Genomic DNA, 16,932 nt, shown 5'->3' with positions numbered 1-16,932 from the left:
ATTAGATGATGAGCTAAAATCCTTCGAAGACGCCCAATCCAAACAATGCAAAATCGTATTTTACAGGATCTTTAGGATCTAGTTTTCGCAATTGTTGGTCTAATTCAGCCAGTGCTTTTCCATCATTTTGTTTTCGAGTCAAAAGACCTAATTTACGTGCCACATTTCCAGAATGCACATCTAACGGACAAGATAATGTTGAGGGCGAAATGCTTTTCCAAATGCCAAAATCAACTCCTTTTTTGTCTTGGCGTACCATCCATCTCAGGAACATATTGATTCTTTTGGCAGCAGAATTATTTAGCGGATCAGAGATGTGCTTTTGAGTTCTTTGCTGATGTTCAATTTCAAAGAAGATTTTTTTGAATTCGTGTATACTTTTCTGCATGGAATAGGCTTCTTGATGTTTCAAAAAGACAGCTTCCAATCCGTTGTGATTTTTATAGATATGCTGCAAAGCCTTGATAAAACTGATAAAATCTTGGCCATTAAAAGTTCTATGTACAAAATTTTCTAACCGTTCCAATTGATACTCCTGATGCGTCATGATGAAATCATAAGGAGAATTCCCCATCAAATCCATCATTTTTTTAGAGTTGTTGATAATCATCTTTCGATTTCCCCAAGCAATTATGGAACTCAAAAAACCAGCAATTTCAATATCTTCTTTTAGGGAAAATAAATGCGGAATCTGAATCGGGTCGCTTTCGATAAAATCAGGCTTGTTATATAATTCGACTTTTTCGTCGAGGAAAATCTTTAGTTCTTTTTGAGTCATTTCTTATCTTTTTGAAGTGTCTTTTGCATAAAATCCATCCTTTATAGTATCACTTCGCATTTGTGGCTTTACTTGGTATTTTTTTTCAAAATAATCGAGTTGCTTCTTTCTTACACAGGGTAACGGACCATCTCCAGTTCCCCAGAAAAAGTCAATATTTGTTGGATTATAATAATATAGATTCTCATTTTTTAGCAATTCAAAAGCGGTATCGTATTTGGTGTCTGTATAAGGGAAAACGAAATTTTTAAAACTAAAATTACTTGATTCTAGCGTATGTTTGTTTTTTGTTAATAAGCTAAAATTCAAAGGTATAAAAACAAGTATTGTTAGTAAGAGGGTGAAAGCTGAAAGTGAAATTAGAATTATTTGTTTTTTATTTAGTATTAAAGATAGAAGTAAAAAACTAAAAATCAGAATGAAATTCATAACAAAACGATACTGCGGAGACGACATAAAAAGCAGTATAAATTGAAGAACCATCACAGCATAAAAAACCCAAAATTTAGTTTTATTATAAAATTTATAAATTATAATTGGAGATAGTACAATTAAGACAATGCTTATCTTATTAAAAAATCCGTGAAGTTTTGGAAGATTTAACCAATGCATAAAAATTTCAGGAAAAGACATTTCTTGAAATTTTGATTTCGATAAAGAATAGCCGAAATGTTTTGTCAGATCATAATAGTATGTTGCTATTTTTTCTGGAATCTGATAGTCAAAGGTCAATCCAAAATTTTTAGTTATTGGAAATAAAGGATATCCTGTGATAATTAAATTTTTAACGATAAAGAGAAATAAGATGACGAGAGCTAAACTGGTAATCTTATAGATTTTTAAATTCTTATAATTTTGAAAAAGAATAAGAATCGGAATCAAAGACAATGCGATGGATGTTGTTTTTATGTAAAGCGAGAAGAGCACTAAAATTGAAATCCAGTTGAAAGTCTCGGAATTAATCTTTCTGTAATTATCTAAAAATAGTGAACAAATTATAAAGGTAAAAACATAAATCGGAAGGTCGGGCGAAGGAGCACTTATAAATTGGAAAAGTAAAATATTTGAAAGAGGAAATAATCCAATAATCAGGTCTGTTTTATTTTTTGTTTTGAAATAATTGTCAAGTTTTTGGATGGAAAAAATATTTCCTAAAAGCAGGCAAAATCCGCTCAAATCATTAAAGTTAGGATATATAAAAGAGAAATTAAAAGCACTTTGTAGCACATGCCATCCACTTGTTTGTCCTAAATAAATATGCAAATTGCCTAAGCCTTTTACAAAGCCATATTCGTTCATCCACTTAATTGTTTGAATATAATAGGATTCGTTATCAATTATAAAAGGAATTGAGGCACATTGTGCTACTATTAAAAGAGCAATTAAGCCGAGAAGAATTTTTAAGGTTTTGTCAAGATATTTTAATTCTAGAAAGAAGTTTTTATAAATAGAAATTATAGCTTTTTTGTTACTCAAGAATAAAGCAAAATTTAAAAACAAAAGAGCCAAATGAAACTCGAAATTTATCCTTCCGAAAATGGCCCAAAAGCTAGCCATTATAGTGGTCGAGAATAACCCAAGAATTGATAAGAAAGTAAGATTCTGAACTTTAAGCTTAAGGATTTTATCTAGAAAAAAACCTAGGTTTATGGTGGTAAATAAAATATAGACCCAACTTAAAAGTAATAAGATCATTTTGTTTTAAGGAATTAATCCATCAGACATTATCAGTTTTCTGTCAGCCATATTTGCCAATTCTTCATTGTGAGTTACAATAACAAAGGTTTGTCCGAACTCATCTCTTAGCTTAAAAAATAATTGGTGTAGGTTTTCTGCAGAAGCGGTATCGAGGTTTCCAGAAGGCTCGTCAGCAAATATTACAGCAGGCTTGTTGATTAACGAACGTGCGACGGCAACTCTTTGCTGTTCTCCTCCAGAAAGTTCTCCAGGTTTGTGATTAATTCTATGTGATAATCCTAAATAATCTAATAGTCTTTTTGCTTCAGCCTCAGTTTCCGATTTTGATTTTCCAGCAATAAAGGCAGGAATGCATACATTTTCTAAAGCGGTAAATTCAGGTAGCAATTGATGAAACTGAAAAATAAATCCGAGCTGTAAGTTTCTAAAACGAGAAAGTGCTTTATCGTTTAGCTGCAAGATATTTTCTCCGTTTATCTGTAGCTGCGTACCATTTTCGATGCTAGGTTTGTCTAGAGTCCCAAGAATCTGCAGCAACGTAGTTTTTCCAGCTCCTGATGCCCCAACAATAGATACGATTTCGCCTTTTTCTATATGAAGATCAACGCCTTTCAGCACATGAAGCTTGTCGTAATATTTATGTAAATTCTTTGCCTGAATCATTTTTTGCAGTTTCTACAAAGAAACAAAGTTTTTGAAAAATTTCACATCTTTAGTACTATATTCTTTCGTAGATACAGTGATAAAGTTTAGTTAATGCTGTCTAGGAAACTTATAGATTGATTAATTTTGAGGAAAACATGATACAATGAAAAAGATGATCGGACTGCTGACGTTGATTACAATTTCATGCCAGTCAAAAGAAAAAGAACAATTAATTTCAGAAGTTAAGGAACCCGTAAAAATGGAAGTAGAAAAAGGATTAGAAGTCGCCACATTTGGAGGCGGCTGTTTTTGGTGCACAGAGGCTATCTTTTTAGAATTGGATGGCGTTAAAAAAGTAGAATCAGGATATATAGGCGGAAAGACTGCAAATCCAACGTATGAGGAAGTTTCTACAGGAACTACCGGACATGCCGAAGCAACGCAGATTACATTTGATCCAAGCAAGATCAGTTTTGGAGAATTGCTGGAAATCTTTTTTGCTACCCATGACCCAACAACCTTGAACCGTCAAGGCGCTGATGTGGGAACGCAATACAGAAGCGAAGTATTTTATCATAGCGATGAACAGAAGAAAATTGCAGAAGACTATATCAAGCTACTTGATTCTCAGAATACTTTCGGTAAGCCGGTGGTGACAAAGGTTTCTCCAGCGACTAAATTTTATGTTGCCGAAGATTATCACCAAAATTATTATGCAAGGAATAAAGAGAAATCCTATTGCAGTTATGTCATTACGCCAAAAGTAGAAAAAGTAAGAAAGCAGTACTCTGAGAAGCTGAAAAAATAATTGGCATTAGTTTTGCGTTATACAAGCAACTAAACGATTGAAAATGACAGAACAAGTTCAGATAAAGACCGCGTCAGATAAAAAGCAGAAACAGCTTATGCTGAGCCTTTTGTTTGATGCTATTGGAATGTTTTCGTATGCTTTGCCTTTCTTGGGAGAATTTGCAGATTTTGCTTGGGCTCCTATATCAGGATTTATCTTGGCAAGGATGTACAAAGGAACTGTTGGAACTGTTGGTGGAATTATTTCTTTTTTAGAAGAACTCTTTCCTTTCACTGACATCCTGCCGACATTTACCCTAACTTGGATTTATACATATTATTTCAGTAAGGAAAAGAAGTAAGCTAGCAAATTAGCATAAAAAAAGCCAGAATTAGTTTCTGGCTTTTTTATTTATTTTTCGGGATCAACTTTTTCCTTTGGCAATAAAAACCCCAATCTCATGCTTCGGATCATTCTTTTGGCAAACGGGAAGAAAAATCCGGACTGACCGAAAAGATATCCAAATACCATCAGCATAAAAGGGTAGAGTGGCAGCACCAAAACCAATAAGATGATATAATAAAGCGACCAATGCGTATTTTCTTTTGTAATTCCGAGAAGTCCCATCAAGAAATAAGAAATTCGGGCAGAAAGCGAACCGTTGATGGCAAAGACAATAAATATTATGACAAGCTGGAAATTGGATGTAATTCCCCAGCGTTTTTTAAGCTTATTCATACTTAATAAATATAATGCAAAACTACAATTTTAAATTCGAGGGACAAAACCTCCCAGCTTTATATTATTGGTAAGTTGAAAATAAGTAAGGTAATTGTAGAGCATATAATTTACTTCGTAACCATAATCGATATTGTTTTGGTAATCGATGCTCATGTCGATAAGCCTATCGCCTCGATAAGCTCTAGCATTCCATTCGATAACCCAGGTGCGGTTTCGAGCTTCTAGATACTGTTGTGAATAATAATCTCTTGGTTTTGCATAGGTATAAAACCAGCTGTTAAAGCCTGGATCGATGATAATTACTTCATACTCCAGTTCGTCATTAGCAATCCTGACCGTGTCATTTTGTACAGCTTTGTCGTTTTGTTTAAAAGTCTTTGCATTGTTGTTTTTAGTTGCAGTGCATCCAAAAATAACGATGAAGAGAATTCCTATATAAACCAGATTTTTCATATCGGGAAGTTTGCATAAAGTTACTCATTCTGAACAGAGGATTCTATTGATTTTTATATTTTTAACATAAAAAAAGCCAGGCAATTGCCTAGCTCTAAGTTTATAGAAATAGATTTTTATCTTCCGAATAATTTCCCTAGCAAGCCTCCTATGCCGCCTTTTTTATTGACAGCAGCCATTGCATCGCTCATGTCCACTTTGCCGTCGTTGTTTTGGTCTAGACCAAATTGGCCGCCATATTTTTGGATAGCGTCCATGACAGAAGAATTTCCTTGGCCGCCAGAAAGTGAATTTACGATGTCGGAAATTTCAAAACTTTTATCATTTGGATTTTTTGCCTTCCCAATTAACGATCCTAATACCTTTGGGATTAATCCTCCAGCAACTCCTGAAGCTGCGTCGCCGCTAAGTCCGAATTTTTCACCCAGATTTCCAGAAAACTGTTCTGTCAATTGTTTTACGACAGGATTTGAAGCAGAACCCGCATTCTCGCCTTGGAATAATTCACCGATTTTATCAGCTCCGCCTTCGGAAATAATTTTCTGCAGTCCAGAAAAAATAGAAGTGCTGGCTTCATCCATCACACCTTCATTCAGCTCATTTGGTACGGCATTGTTGTTTACAACCGCCTCATTTCCATATTGTTTTACTAAATCTGATAATTGTTCTAGCATCTTCTATAGATTTAAAGTTTAAAACAAATCTATGTAAAAAAGATTTAAATTTAACAGAAATAATAAATTTATATGTCTGATTTTAATAAACTTATAATCTGTTCTGCCAATTCGGTGCCAATTCTGTCTTGCGCCTCAAGAGTAGCTGCTCCGATATGTGGTGTCAATGATATTTTTGGATGCATCAAAACTTGTACAGCAGGTGTCGGTTCTTCTTCGAAAACGTCTAAGCCTGCAAATAAAACTTTTCCGCTATCCAAAGCCTCAATTAGTTCTACTTCATTAATTACGCCGCCTCGCGAAGCATTTACGATTCCTACGCCATCTTTCATCAGCTCAAATTCTTCTTTTCCGATTACATAGCCATCTTGGGCAGGGACGTGGAGGGAAATAAAATCAGAATGTTTGAAAATATCTTCCATAGGCTCGGTAACGATGTCTACATTAATGAACTGCCCGTTATAAAAATCGACCTTGATTTCAGCATTGCCTACAAATTTATCAGAGGCAATAACGCGCATTCCAAGACCGAGGCCAATTTTGGCGACTGCTTTTCCGATTCTTCCAAAGCCGATAATTCCAAGTGTTTTGCCTTTTAATTCAATTCCGTTTGCGTAGGCTTTTTTCAAGCCTTCAAAGTTAGAATCGCCCTCAAGAGGCATGTTGCGGTTGGCATCGTGAAGAAATCGTACACCGGAAAACAAATGAGCAAATACCAATTCAGCCACAGATTCTGATGATGAGGCTGGGGTATTTATGACATGGATGCCTTTTTCACGGGCATAATCCACATCGATATTGTCCATGCCGACACCGCCACGGCCGATCACCTTCAACGAAGGACAATTGTCAATGATGTCTTGACGCACTTTTGTCGCGCTGCGAACCAAAAGCACAGCGACTTCATTCTTGTTGATATAATTGGCTACCTGTTCTTGAGCTACTTTTGTAGTGATGACTTCAAATCCGCCTTTCTCCAAAGCTTTGATACCGCTTTTAGAGATACCGTCATTGGCTAATACTTTCATTTTTTTTACTTTACTATTTAAGAAATTGTCTTTTCAAATTCTTGCATTACATCAACCAATACCTGGACGCTTTCTAGCGGTAATGCATTGTACATTGAGGCTCTATAACCTCCGACAGAACGATGTCCTGATATGCCAGAAATTCCGGCATCTTTCCATAATTTGTCAAAAGCAGCAGCTTGGGTTTCGTCTTTTAGAAGGAAAGTAGCATTCATAGTAGAACGATCTTCAGCTACGGCAGTTCCTATAAATAAAGGATTTCTATCGATTTCTGTGTACAAAAGCTTTGCTTTGGCTTCGTTGATTTTCTCAATTCCAGGAATGCCTCCAAGGTTTTTAAGCCATTGCAAGGTCAAAAGCGAGGTATAGACTGCAAAAACCGCCGGAGTATTATACATGCTTTCTTTGTCGATATGCTGCTGGTAGTTTAATATATTTGGAATAGCTCTGCCTGTCTTGCCTAAAATTTCTTCTTTGACAGCAACGAGCGTAACGCCCGCTGGTCCCATATTTTTTTGAGCGCCTGCATAAATCAGGTCGAATTTTGAAAAATCTAACTGGCGTGAAAATATATCAGAACTCATATCGCAAACGATAGGAATATTCGTGTTCGGAAAATCCTTCATTTGCGTTCCAAAAATCGTATTGTTTGAAGTACAGTGGAAATAATCTGCATCCGCAGGAATTTCATACTGCTTCGGAATATGGTTGTAATTTTCTCCTTTAGAAGAAGCGACTACGATTGTTTCTCCAAAAGCCTTTGCTTCTTTGATGGCTCCAGCGGCCCAAGTACCTGTATCTAGATAAGACGCTTTGCCATTTTCTTTTAGCAAGTTGTAAGGGACTCTTAAAAATTCCATGCTGGCGCCGCCTTGCAAAAATAAAGCTTGGTAGCCTTTTCCTTCCAGGTCTAAAAGTTCTAAGACTAAAGCTCGGGCTTCCTCCATGACGGCTACGAAATCTTTGCTTCTATGCGAAATTTCTAAAATCGATAAGCCAGAATTATTGAAATTTAAAACTGCTTGTGCTGATTTTTCGAAGACTTCTTGCGGTAAAATGCAAGGACCTGCGCTATAATTGTGTTTTTTCATTGTGTGTGTTTAGGAAGTGTTGTCTAAAATTCTGAAAAGCAAATTTCAGAAATTAGCATTAAAGATTCCTTTACGTTTTTGTAATAATTTCACAAGGTTATTAACGAAAACGATATAGTAAGATTATGTTTATACAATGTTTTGTTTAAATTGATGAAAGAAATGCAATAGTATCGACATTGTCGGCATAATCCCAAAGTTCTGGTTTTTGTGTTTTTCCGAATGGAATGCTATTGTCGACAATTCCTTTTGAAACAATGCACTGAATTTGTTCATTGTCAGCTTCTAATCGGTTTTTTAGCGTTTCTAGATCGTCGTAGAATTCATAAAAAACGCTTGAAATAGGAGAGGAATAGCTTGTATCTTCTTTGATGGTAAGGAATCCATTATCTAACAATTTGAAGTTGCTCATCAAGAAGACAGCCTTGTTATAATCATAATTATTAGCGTATTTTTCGTAGTGGATAACGTCTTGATATTCGAAAATCCCTTCAAAAAAAGAATCAAATTTATAGTCTTTCGGAACAAACAGCTTGGAGACATTTCGGCATCCTAAACCAAAATATCTAAAAATATCTTCACCCAGTCCAATGAAATCTTCTTTAGATTCGGAGCCGCCTAAGACAGCTACGGAATTTCTGTTTTTACGAATTATAGACGGTTTGTCTTTGAAATAATATTCAAAATAACGTGCCGTATTGTTGCTTCCGGTAGCAATAACGGCGTCAAAGTTTTCTAGTTTTCCATCTACAAAAGTAATGTATTCGGCTAATTTAGGTTCTATGGCGATGAGATATTTCGCCAAGAAAGGCAACAAATGCTGGTCATTTGAAGATGTTTTGATTAAGACCTTATGTCCAGTGATGAGTACGGATAAAAAATCATGAAAGCCTACCAGCGGAATATTTCCGGCCAAAATCAGTCCGACGGTTTTGCCTCCTGTGTTTTCCAAATTATAGCTGGAAAGCCATTGATCCAGATTGTCTTTTGTCAACGCTTCTGCCCAAGAATTTACGGCAAAAAAGACCTGTTCAGGAGTATACCAGCCATTATGCGATTGCGATAATTGAATCAGATCCAGGAAATCATTGAAAAACAAATCATTATATAAAACGTTTTCTTTTTTAATACTTTCATTTTCAGAAAATTGGCTAAGAAATTTGCCAAGTTCAACAAAAATATTTTTTTTGTGTTCTAAAGTCATATTGATTTGCTTATGAATTGTTTTGGACGTAATTTTGCACAAAAATAAACCTTTTCTAGGCAGTAGGCAAGCCTAAAGCAGAATGCCTATAGCTTACAGCAAAAAAAAGAAAAAATGGCAATCATAATAACAGACGAATGCATCAACTGTGGTGCGTGCGAACCAGAATGTCCGAATACCGCCATCTATGAAGGTGCGGACGACTGGAGATATAAAGACGGGACAAAATTAAGTGGCAAGATAGTGCTTCCGAGCGGCGAAGAAGTTGATGCTAACGATGCACAGACGCCACTTTCGGACGATATCTATTATATTGTTCCAGGAAAATGTACAGAATGTAAAGGATTTCACGAAGAACCGCAATGTGCTGCAGTATGTCCTGTAGATTGTTGCGTTCCGGATGATAATCATGTAGAAAGCGAAGAAACCCTTTTAAACAGACAAGCATTCTTGCACGGCGAATAGCTTTCTTCTAAAACATAAAATAAAAAAAACCTGAATTATTAATTCAGGTTTTTTTATGAAGTGATTTATATAAATGCTTATTGTTGCGAACGAACGTACGTTTCAATGCTTACTTTATCTGACTTGTCATCATACGTTTCAACAACTAAATTTCCGTTAGTGTCGAAATAACCTACTGAAGTCTGGTTTTTTCCTCTATAGATATAACTGTTTGTAGTTGTTGCTCTCAAGATTCCCAATCGTTTTTTGTCTTGCGTAGAAATCACATATCCGGCAGGATCTAGAGTCAATTGATATGTTTTTCCGTTTGAAGTATAATAAGAAGAACGGTCAATATCTACAGTTCTTGTGCTTCCGTCAGGATTCATTACTTTGGTTTTTGAAACTACTTCAACAGGCGTTTCTTTCATGTCCTTGTTTAAGGCTTTAGAATCTGCATTTTGGAACTCGATATTTTGAACTTCCTGTACCTCTTGAGTTTTTAAATATTTTTTCTCTCCATCTGAATCCTTCACCGTGGTTACAGTAGTTTTGGAAACATCAGTAACATTTTTATTCTGTGCCTGAAGGCTGATTGTAGCTAATAAGGCTACACTGCTTAATAAGATCGTTTTCATAGTGATTTGAATTAGAGTGTTTATTTTAACAAATTTAAGTTTTTTATATTAAAATAATTAATAAAAAATCATAAAGTATTTGTAAAATATGGTTTTGAATAGGAATATTTTAATTTTTTGGGAATCAAAATAGAAATGCAAATAGCGCTTAATTTCAAATCCAAAAGCTTATATTTGCACCCTTAAAATTATCAATATCATACTTATATCATAATGAAAGCAGGAATTGTAGGATTGCCAAATGTTGGAAAATCAACATTGTTCAATTGTTTATCGAATGCAAAAGCACAAAGCGCGAACTTCCCGTTTTGTACCATTGAGCCTAATATTGGAGTCGTGAATGTGCCAGACCCGAGAATCAACAAGCTGGAAGAATTGGTAAAGCCAGAACGCGTTCAGATGGCGACAGTAGATATTGTAGATATCGCAGGATTGGTAAAAGGAGCGAGCAAAGGTGAAGGTCTAGGAAACCAATTCCTTGGAAACATCCGCGAGTGCAACGCTATCATCCACGTATTGCGTTGTTTTGATAATGATAATATTGTTCACGTTGACGGAAATGTAAATCCTATCCGCGACAAAGAAACTATTGATATTGAATTGCAGCTAAAGGATCTTGAGACTGTTGAGAAACGTCTTGAGAAAGTAAACCGTGCGGCAAAAACAGGAAACAAAGAAGCGCAGGTTGAGCAAGCATTGTTGAACAGAATCCGCGAAGCGCTTTTGCAAGCCAAATCGGCACGAACGATAACGCCACAAAATAATGACGAAGAAGCTTTGATGGAATCTTTCCAATTGATTACGGCAAAACCAGTATTATATGTTTGTAATGTTGACGAAAGCTCTGCTGTAAGCGGCAATAAATATGTAGATCAAGTTCGCGAATTGGTAAAAGACGAAGATGCAGAAGTTATCGTACTTTCTGTAGGCGCTGAAGCGGATATCACAGAATTAGAAAGCTACGAAGAGCGTCAGGTGTTCTTAGAAGACATGGGCTTGACAGAGCCAGGAGCTTCTGTTTTGATTCGTGCAGCTTATAAATTATTGAAGCAACAGACGTATTTCACGGCTGGTGTGAAAGAAGTTCGTGCTTGGACTATTAATATCGGAGCTACGGCACCGCAAGCGGCAGGCGTTATCCACACCGATTTCGAAAAAGGATTCATCCGTGCAGAAGTTATCGCTTATGATGACTATGTAGCTTTTGGTTCAGAAGCGAAAGTAAAAGAAGCAGGAAAACTTCGTGTAGAAGGAAAAGAATATATTGTAAAAGACGGAGACGTAATGCATTTCAGATTCAACGTTTAATCTCTTTAAACAAATTTTAAAAGGCGACACTTGGTGTCGCTTTTTTTTATGGTATGACAATAAGGAGAAGAATGTGGCTTCAATCCTTCAACTAAAGCTTCCTTGCGTTAAAAATCCCATAAACCAATTCTTAAACTTCCCCAAATACGTTATATTTGAGTAAACCAAAACCAAAAATTATCATGAAAACCAAAGGATTGCTTTCAAAAACATGGTACTTGCTCAAGACGACTTTTAATGAATTTAACGATGACAACGCGATCAAATTAAGCGCGTCATTATCCTATTATACCATTTTCGCATTGCCTCCCTTAATGATTATTATCATCACTATCTGCGGTTTCTTTTTTGGGACAGAAGCGGTTACAGGACAATTGTATGGGCAAATAAATGGATTGGTCGGAAATGATGCCGCTATTCAAATACAAAACGCGATCAAAAATGTAGAGCTTTCCAATAGTAATGTTTTTGCAACGATATTTGGAGGTGTCATGCTTTTAATTGGAGCTTCAGGAGTTTTTGCAGAGATACAAAGCTCTATTAATTTTATTTGGGGACTTCGAGCAAAACCGAATAAAGGAATTAAAAAATTCATTCAAAATCGATTAATGTCTTTCTCGATGATTGCCTCTGTGGGATTCCTTCTATTGGTCAGTTTGCTGGTCAATTCTGTCATGGATTTATTAAGCGCAAGGCTCAAGCTGTATTTTCCAGAAAGTACGGTTTATTTGTTTTATGTCTTAAATCTAATAATCGTATTTCTTATAATTACGATACTTTTTGCCATAATCTTTAGAACATTGCCTGACGGAAATATAAAATGGAAAGATGCTTTTATCGGAGCCTCAAGTACTTCCATACTGTTTATGATTGGCAAATTCGCCATTGGATTTTATTTGGGAAGTTCAGCAGTAGCAACTGTCTATGGAGCCGCAGGATCGGTGATAATTATTTTGCTTTGGGTATATTATTCCGCAATAATTCTTTACTTTGGTGCAGAATTCACTAAGGTCTATGCCAAAGCTTTTGGCGGCAGCATCAGCCCGAATGAATATTCTGTAGAAATTCAAAAAGAGATTTTTGAAATTACAGACGCGGAAACGAATACTAAATCCAAACTATGAAAATAATTGCCTTTGGTGGTAGCAATAGCTCGACCTCTATTAATAAAATGCTGGCAACCTATGCTACCGGTCTTTTTGAAAAAGCGGAAGTAGAAGTATTAGATCTCAACGACTATGAAATGCCTCTTTTTTCGGTAGATAGAGAAAAAGTTATCGGGCAGCACGAAATCGCAAAAAAGTTTTTGGCAAAATTAGCAGAAGCCGATATCTTGGTTATTTCGCTTGCGGAAAATAACGGCATCTATTCGGTCGCTTTTAAAAATATTTACGACTGGTGTTCTAGGATAGAAAACGAAGTATTCCAGCAAAAACCAATGCTGCTGATGGCGACTTCTCCAGGCGGAAGAGGAGGCAAAGGTGTTTTGGAATTTGCAAACGGCAACCTTCCAAGGCATGGCGGAAATATCAAAGCCCTTTTTTCGTTGCCAAGCTTTTATACTAATTTCGATGTTGAAAAGCGAATTATTTCAAACCCAGAATATGATAATCAATTGAAAGAAATCGTAAAAAACTTTCCTCTTTGAAATCCTTAAGAAAAATACTGCGCCTACTGCTGAAATTCCTTTTAGGGATTTTAGCTTTTTTTGTTCTATATATAATTGTTGCCTTGGTTTTGCCAAGATTTTCAGTCAATTCTGAAGACAAGAATCCGACCGAAGATGTAGCGATTTATATCAAAAGTAATGGTGTTCATACCGATATCGTAGTTCCGATAAAGACTGAATATAAGGATTGGAGCGAGAAAATTAAATTTGACCACATCGCCTCAAAAGACGCTACGATGAAATTTATTGGCTTTGGTTGGGGCGATAAAGGATTTTATCTGAATACGCCAGAATGGTCTGATTTAAAATTCAGTACTGCTTTCAATGCTGCATTTTATCTCGGAACTTCAGCGATGCATGCGACTTTTTTTAAGCAATTAAAAGAGAATGAAGATTGCATAAAAATCAATATCAGCAAAGAAGAATATGCAAAGCTGATAAAATATATTGAAGATAGTTTTCAGTATGATGCAGATGGAAATCCAATCTTGATTCATGCGACGACCTATGGGCAGAATGACAGCTTTTACGAAGCCAAACGCAAATACAGCCTATTCTATACCTGCAATACATGGGCAAATAATGCCTTGAAAAGTGCGGATCAAAAAGCCGCGGTTTGGACGCCTTCGGATACTGGAATATTTTGTCATTATAGATAATGCGAATTCACAAATTGCACGAATAATTTCCTCATTTTATAGCTTTATTTTTTGGCAAGATTCTTGCTAATTGTCATGCTATGAAAGAGATATATGTAAGCGTTTTAAAAAAGGCATTTTTATGGATGCTTTTTTTGTGCCTGCCTGTTTTTGCGCAGGATTTTTCAAAAGTGGATGCCATTGTTTCCAATTATCCCAAAACATTTTCAAAACCAGAAGAACTAGCTTCAAAAATTAACCGTGATTTTTCGAAGGAAGAAGACAAAGCACGCGCAATTTTTTCGTGGATTGCTTTCAATGTAAAATACGATGTAAAAAGTTTTTTTTCTAGGTCAGGAGCAAACGTAACTGCTTATCGCTACCGAACAGAAGAAGAAAAAGTACAAAAGCAAAAGCAGATCAAGCTGGATAAAATCAATAAAGTGTTAAAGACAAATGTAGCGCTCTGTCAAGGCTATGCCTTGCTTTATGAGCATCTTGCTAATTTGTCAGGATTAGAAAGTGCAGTCGTGACCGGAAATGCAAAAACAAGTCCGAGTGACATCGGGAAATTGCCCACAGAAAGCACGCACGCTTGGAATGCTGTAAAAGTCAATGGCAAATGGAAATTGCTCGATGTAACGTGGGGTGCAGGCGTCGTGAACGAACAAAAAAGAACTTTTGTTCCAAAGTTTAATTCAGGCTATTTTTTTACCGAGCCCGAGTTCTTTGTCTTGAATCATTTTCCAGACGAAAAGAATTGGATTCTAGGCAATTTTTCCGAAAAAGAGTATGCCAACTTTCCTTTTTATTATGCCGATTATATAAAGTCTGACTTTCGATTTATTGCTCCACAAAACGGAATTTTGTCCCTTAAAAAATCGAACACTATTCCATTTAAATTAGAAAATTTAGGAGAAAATGACAAAATATTTTATGTCCTGAGTTCAGACAATAAAGCTCAAAATGCCATCTTAAAACGAAACGGAAATAGTACAGAATTTGATGTTCATGTAGCTCCTAATTCAGATTGTTATTTGACTATTTTTGTAAACCAAAAAGCCGTTTCCATGTACAAAATAATACGCGGAAAATCGACCGCAATCTAACAGATAAGCAAAGCAAAAATCATAAATCTTCCATCACAAATCCCCAATTCATTTGTCAATATTCTATTGATAACTTTACCCTGCAAGACTTTCATTTTTCTTGTCGATACTGTATATTAGCACAAAATCCATAATTTTCAAATGTCAGAACAAAATCAGTATACTGAAGACAATATCCGTTCTCTCGACTGGAAAGAGCACATCCGAATGCGTCCGGGAATGTATATCGGGAAATTAGGAGACGGTTCTTCACCAGATGATGGTATCTATATTTTATTAAAAGAGGTTTTAGACAACTGTATCGATGAGTTCGTTATGGGCGCCGGAAAAACTATCGAGGTGACTATCAAGGACAAGACGGTTTCCGTACGCGATTACGGCCGTGGAATTCCGCTTGGAAAAGTAGTCGATGTAGTCTCGAAAATGAATACGGGTGGTAAATACGATTCGCTTGCCTTTAAGAAATCGGTCGGTCTGAATGGTGTCGGTACCAAAGCCGTAAACGCCTTATCCAATTATTTTAGGGTAGAATCTGTTCGTGAAGACAAACAGAAAGCGGCTGAGTTTTCGGCTGGTAATTTAGTGCTTGAAGAAGATGTAATCGATACCACAAAGCGAAAAGGAACGAAAGTTACCTTTATTCCAGACGAAGCCATTTTCAAGAACTATAAATTCAGGAACGAATATATCCTGAAAATGCTGAAAAATTATTGCTACCTGAATACGGGCTTGACGATAATTTACAATGGCGAAAAATTTTATTCCGATAACGGACTTAAGGATTTATTAGAAGAAAATATTGCCGAAGACGATATGGTCTATCCAATCATCCACCTGCTAGGAGACGATATCGAGGTAGCCCTTACGCATAGCAAATCACAATATTCAGAAGAATACCATTCCTTCGTGAACGGTCAGAATACGACGCAAGGAGGAACCCATTTGGTTGCCTTCCGCGAAGCGCTCGTAAAAACGATTCGTGAATTCTACAACAAAGGTTTTGAACCTTCAGATGTACGAAAATCAATTGTCAGCGCCATTAGTGTCAAAGTGATGGAGCCTGTTTTCGAGTCACAGACCAAAACAAAGTTAGGTTCGACAGATATGGGGCCGGACTTGCCATCGGTTCGTACGTTTATCAATGATTTCGTTAAAAATAAATTAGATAATTTCCTTCATAAAAATCCAGAAACGGCTGAGTTACTTTTACGCAAGATTTTGCAGGCGGAGCGTGAAAGAAAAGAATTATCTGGAATCCGAAAATTAGCCAAAGACCGCGCTAAAAAAGCCAGTCTTCACAATAAAAAATTACGCGACTGCCGTGTACACTTGACCGATTCTAAAAACCCAAGAAGCTTAGAAAGCACGCTTTTTATCACCGAGGGAGATTCGGCTTCGGGTTCCATTACGAAATCGCGTGACGTTAATACCCAAGCCGTTTTCAGCTTGCGTGGAAAACCGCTGAATTCGTATGGCATGAGCAAAAAGATTGTCTACGAAAACGAAGAATTCAACCTGCTCCAAGCCGCTTTGAATATAGAGGAGGATATGGGCGACCTGCGTTACAACAATATCGTAATCGCAACCGATGCCGATGTCGACGGTATGCACATCCGATTGCTGCTGATTACCTTCTTCCTGCAGTTTTTCCCAGAATTAATCAAAGAAGGGCATTTGTATATTTTGCAGACGCCTTTGTTTAGGGTTAGAAACAGAAAGGAAACGATTTACTGCTATTCCGAAGAAGAACGCGTAAACGCCATCGAAAAGCTAAAACCGAAGCCAGAAATCACGCGATTTAAAGGTTTGGGAGAGATTTCTCCTGATGAGTTCAAGCATTTCATAGGCGATGATATCCGATTAGACCCGATTATGTTGGACAAGCTGACTTCTATCGAACAGCTCTTGTCATTTTACATGGGCAAAAATACGCCAGACCGACAAGAATTCATCATCAATAACTTGAAGGTGGAATTGGATGTGGTGGAAAAATAGAATACAATTTACAATCGAAATAATTTAAG

General features: G+C 36.5%; 19 protein-coding genes. 9 read left to right on the top strand and 10 right to left on the bottom strand.

Annotation, left to right across the window (positions count from 1 at the left end; translation table 11 throughout):
* Positions 1-13 precede the first annotated feature (13 nt).
* Genes CLV94_RS00945 through CLV94_RS00935 form a run of 3 tightly spaced genes read right to left on the bottom strand, consistent with a single transcriptional unit; the run spans position 14 to position 3,139 of the window.
* Complete coding sequence (locus CLV94_RS00945) at positions 14-778, bottom strand: TIGR02757 family protein (protein ID WP_121374594.1); 765 nt, start codon at positions 776-778, stop codon at positions 14-16.
* Positions 779-781: 3 nt separating this feature from the next.
* Positions 782-2,473, bottom strand: a complete 1,692-nt coding sequence (locus tag CLV94_RS00940) for an LIC_10190 family membrane protein (RefSeq protein WP_147406545.1) — start codon at positions 2,471-2,473, stop codon at positions 782-784.
* Positions 2,474-2,479: 6 nt separating this feature from the next.
* Positions 2,480-3,139, bottom strand: coding sequence for an ABC transporter ATP-binding protein (locus tag CLV94_RS00935; protein ID WP_121374592.1), 660 nt, complete (start codon positions 3,137-3,139; stop codon positions 2,480-2,482).
* A gap of 145 nt (positions 3,140-3,284) precedes the next feature.
* Between CLV94_RS00935 and msrA the strand changes: the two genes are divergently transcribed.
* Both msrA and CLV94_RS00925 read left to right on the top strand, forming a co-directional pair.
* Positions 3,285-3,929, top strand: coding sequence for a peptide-methionine (S)-S-oxide reductase MsrA (gene msrA / locus CLV94_RS00930; protein ID WP_121374591.1), 645 nt, complete (start codon positions 3,285-3,287; stop codon positions 3,927-3,929).
* A gap of 43 nt (positions 3,930-3,972) precedes the next feature.
* On the top strand, positions 3,973-4,272 hold the full coding sequence (locus tag CLV94_RS00925) for a hypothetical protein (protein WP_121374590.1): 300 nt from the start codon (positions 3,973-3,975) through the stop codon (positions 4,270-4,272).
* Between the two features lie 50 nt (positions 4,273-4,322).
* Here CLV94_RS00925 and CLV94_RS00920 read toward each other — a convergent pair whose 3' ends face one another.
* The 6 genes from CLV94_RS00920 to CLV94_RS00895 all read right to left on the bottom strand — a co-directional run bounded on the left by CLV94_RS00920 (position 4,323) and on the right by CLV94_RS00895 (position 9,102).
* Positions 4,323-4,649: a DUF6787 family protein gene (locus CLV94_RS00920; RefSeq protein WP_121374589.1), complete on the bottom strand. Its 327-nt coding sequence runs from the start codon at positions 4,647-4,649 to the stop codon at positions 4,323-4,325.
* 30 nt (positions 4,650-4,679) lie between these two features.
* The gene (locus CLV94_RS00915; protein ID WP_121374588.1) at positions 4,680-5,105 is read right to left on the bottom strand and encodes a DUF6146 family protein; all 426 of its coding nucleotides are present in this window, start codon (positions 5,103-5,105) and stop codon (positions 4,680-4,682) included.
* 116 nt (positions 5,106-5,221) lie between these two features.
* Complete coding sequence (locus CLV94_RS00910; RefSeq protein ID WP_121374587.1) at positions 5,222-5,779, bottom strand: hypothetical protein; 558 nt, start codon at positions 5,777-5,779, stop codon at positions 5,222-5,224.
* 68 nt (positions 5,780-5,847) lie between these two features.
* A complete protein-coding gene (locus CLV94_RS00905; RefSeq protein ID WP_121374586.1) occupies positions 5,848-6,807 on the bottom strand; it encodes a D-2-hydroxyacid dehydrogenase in 960 nt (319 codons plus the stop codon).
* A gap of 17 nt (positions 6,808-6,824) precedes the next feature.
* A complete protein-coding gene (gene serC / locus CLV94_RS00900) occupies positions 6,825-7,898 on the bottom strand; it encodes a 3-phosphoserine/phosphohydroxythreonine transaminase (RefSeq protein ID WP_121374585.1) in 1,074 nt (357 codons plus the stop codon).
* 145 nt (positions 7,899-8,043) lie between these two features.
* The gene (locus tag CLV94_RS00895; RefSeq protein ID WP_121374584.1) at positions 8,044-9,102 is read right to left on the bottom strand and encodes an acyl-CoA reductase; all 1,059 of its coding nucleotides are present in this window, start codon (positions 9,100-9,102) and stop codon (positions 8,044-8,046) included.
* 114 nt (positions 9,103-9,216) lie between these two features.
* Between CLV94_RS00895 and CLV94_RS00890 the strand changes: the two genes are divergently transcribed.
* Positions 9,217-9,567 (top strand): 4Fe-4S dicluster domain-containing protein, encoded by a 351-nt coding sequence (locus tag CLV94_RS00890; RefSeq protein ID WP_121374583.1) that lies wholly within the window; start codon positions 9,217-9,219, stop codon positions 9,565-9,567.
* Between the two features lie 77 nt (positions 9,568-9,644).
* On the opposite strand, the gene CLV94_RS00885 is transcribed toward CLV94_RS00890, so the two are convergent.
* Positions 9,645-10,184: a hypothetical protein gene (locus tag CLV94_RS00885; protein ID WP_121374582.1), complete on the bottom strand. Its 540-nt coding sequence runs from the start codon at positions 10,182-10,184 to the stop codon at positions 9,645-9,647.
* A gap of 213 nt (positions 10,185-10,397) precedes the next feature.
* Here CLV94_RS00885 and ychF point away from each other — a divergent pair, with 213 nt between their 5' ends.
* The 6 genes from ychF (at position 10,398) to CLV94_RS00855 (ending at position 16,903) form a co-directional block, all read left to right on the top strand.
* Complete coding sequence (gene ychF, locus CLV94_RS00880) at positions 10,398-11,492, top strand: redox-regulated ATPase YchF (RefSeq protein WP_121374581.1); 1,095 nt, start codon at positions 10,398-10,400, stop codon at positions 11,490-11,492.
* Positions 11,493-11,674: 182 nt separating this feature from the next.
* The gene (locus CLV94_RS00875) at positions 11,675-12,616 is read left to right on the top strand and encodes a YihY/virulence factor BrkB family protein (RefSeq protein WP_121374580.1); all 942 of its coding nucleotides are present in this window, start codon (positions 11,675-11,677) and stop codon (positions 12,614-12,616) included.
* Positions 12,613-13,140, top strand: coding sequence for an NADPH-dependent FMN reductase (locus CLV94_RS00870; protein WP_121374579.1), 528 nt, complete (start codon positions 12,613-12,615; stop codon positions 13,138-13,140). Before CLV94_RS00875 ends, CLV94_RS00870 begins: the two co-directional genes overlap by 4 nt.
* Complete coding sequence (locus tag CLV94_RS00865) at positions 13,137-13,820, top strand: TIGR02117 family protein (protein ID WP_245982406.1); 684 nt, start codon at positions 13,137-13,139, stop codon at positions 13,818-13,820. Before CLV94_RS00870 ends, CLV94_RS00865 begins: the two co-directional genes overlap by 4 nt.
* A gap of 80 nt (positions 13,821-13,900) precedes the next feature.
* Positions 13,901-14,908, top strand: coding sequence for a transglutaminase domain-containing protein (locus tag CLV94_RS00860; protein ID WP_121374578.1), 1,008 nt, complete (start codon positions 13,901-13,903; stop codon positions 14,906-14,908).
* A 141-nt stretch (positions 14,909-15,049) separates the two neighbouring features.
* On the top strand, positions 15,050-16,903 hold the full coding sequence (locus CLV94_RS00855) for a DNA topoisomerase IV subunit B (RefSeq protein WP_121374577.1): 1,854 nt from the start codon (positions 15,050-15,052) through the stop codon (positions 16,901-16,903).
* The last annotated feature ends 29 nt before the right edge of the window (positions 16,904-16,932 follow it).

This window comes from Flavobacterium endophyticum (assembly GCF_003634455.1).
GTDB classification, from domain to species: domain Bacteria; phylum Bacteroidota; class Bacteroidia; order Flavobacteriales; family Flavobacteriaceae; genus Flavobacterium; species Flavobacterium endophyticum.
Note: the sequence above shows the minus strand (reverse complement) of the source record. Positions and strands in the feature narration are given on the sequence as shown.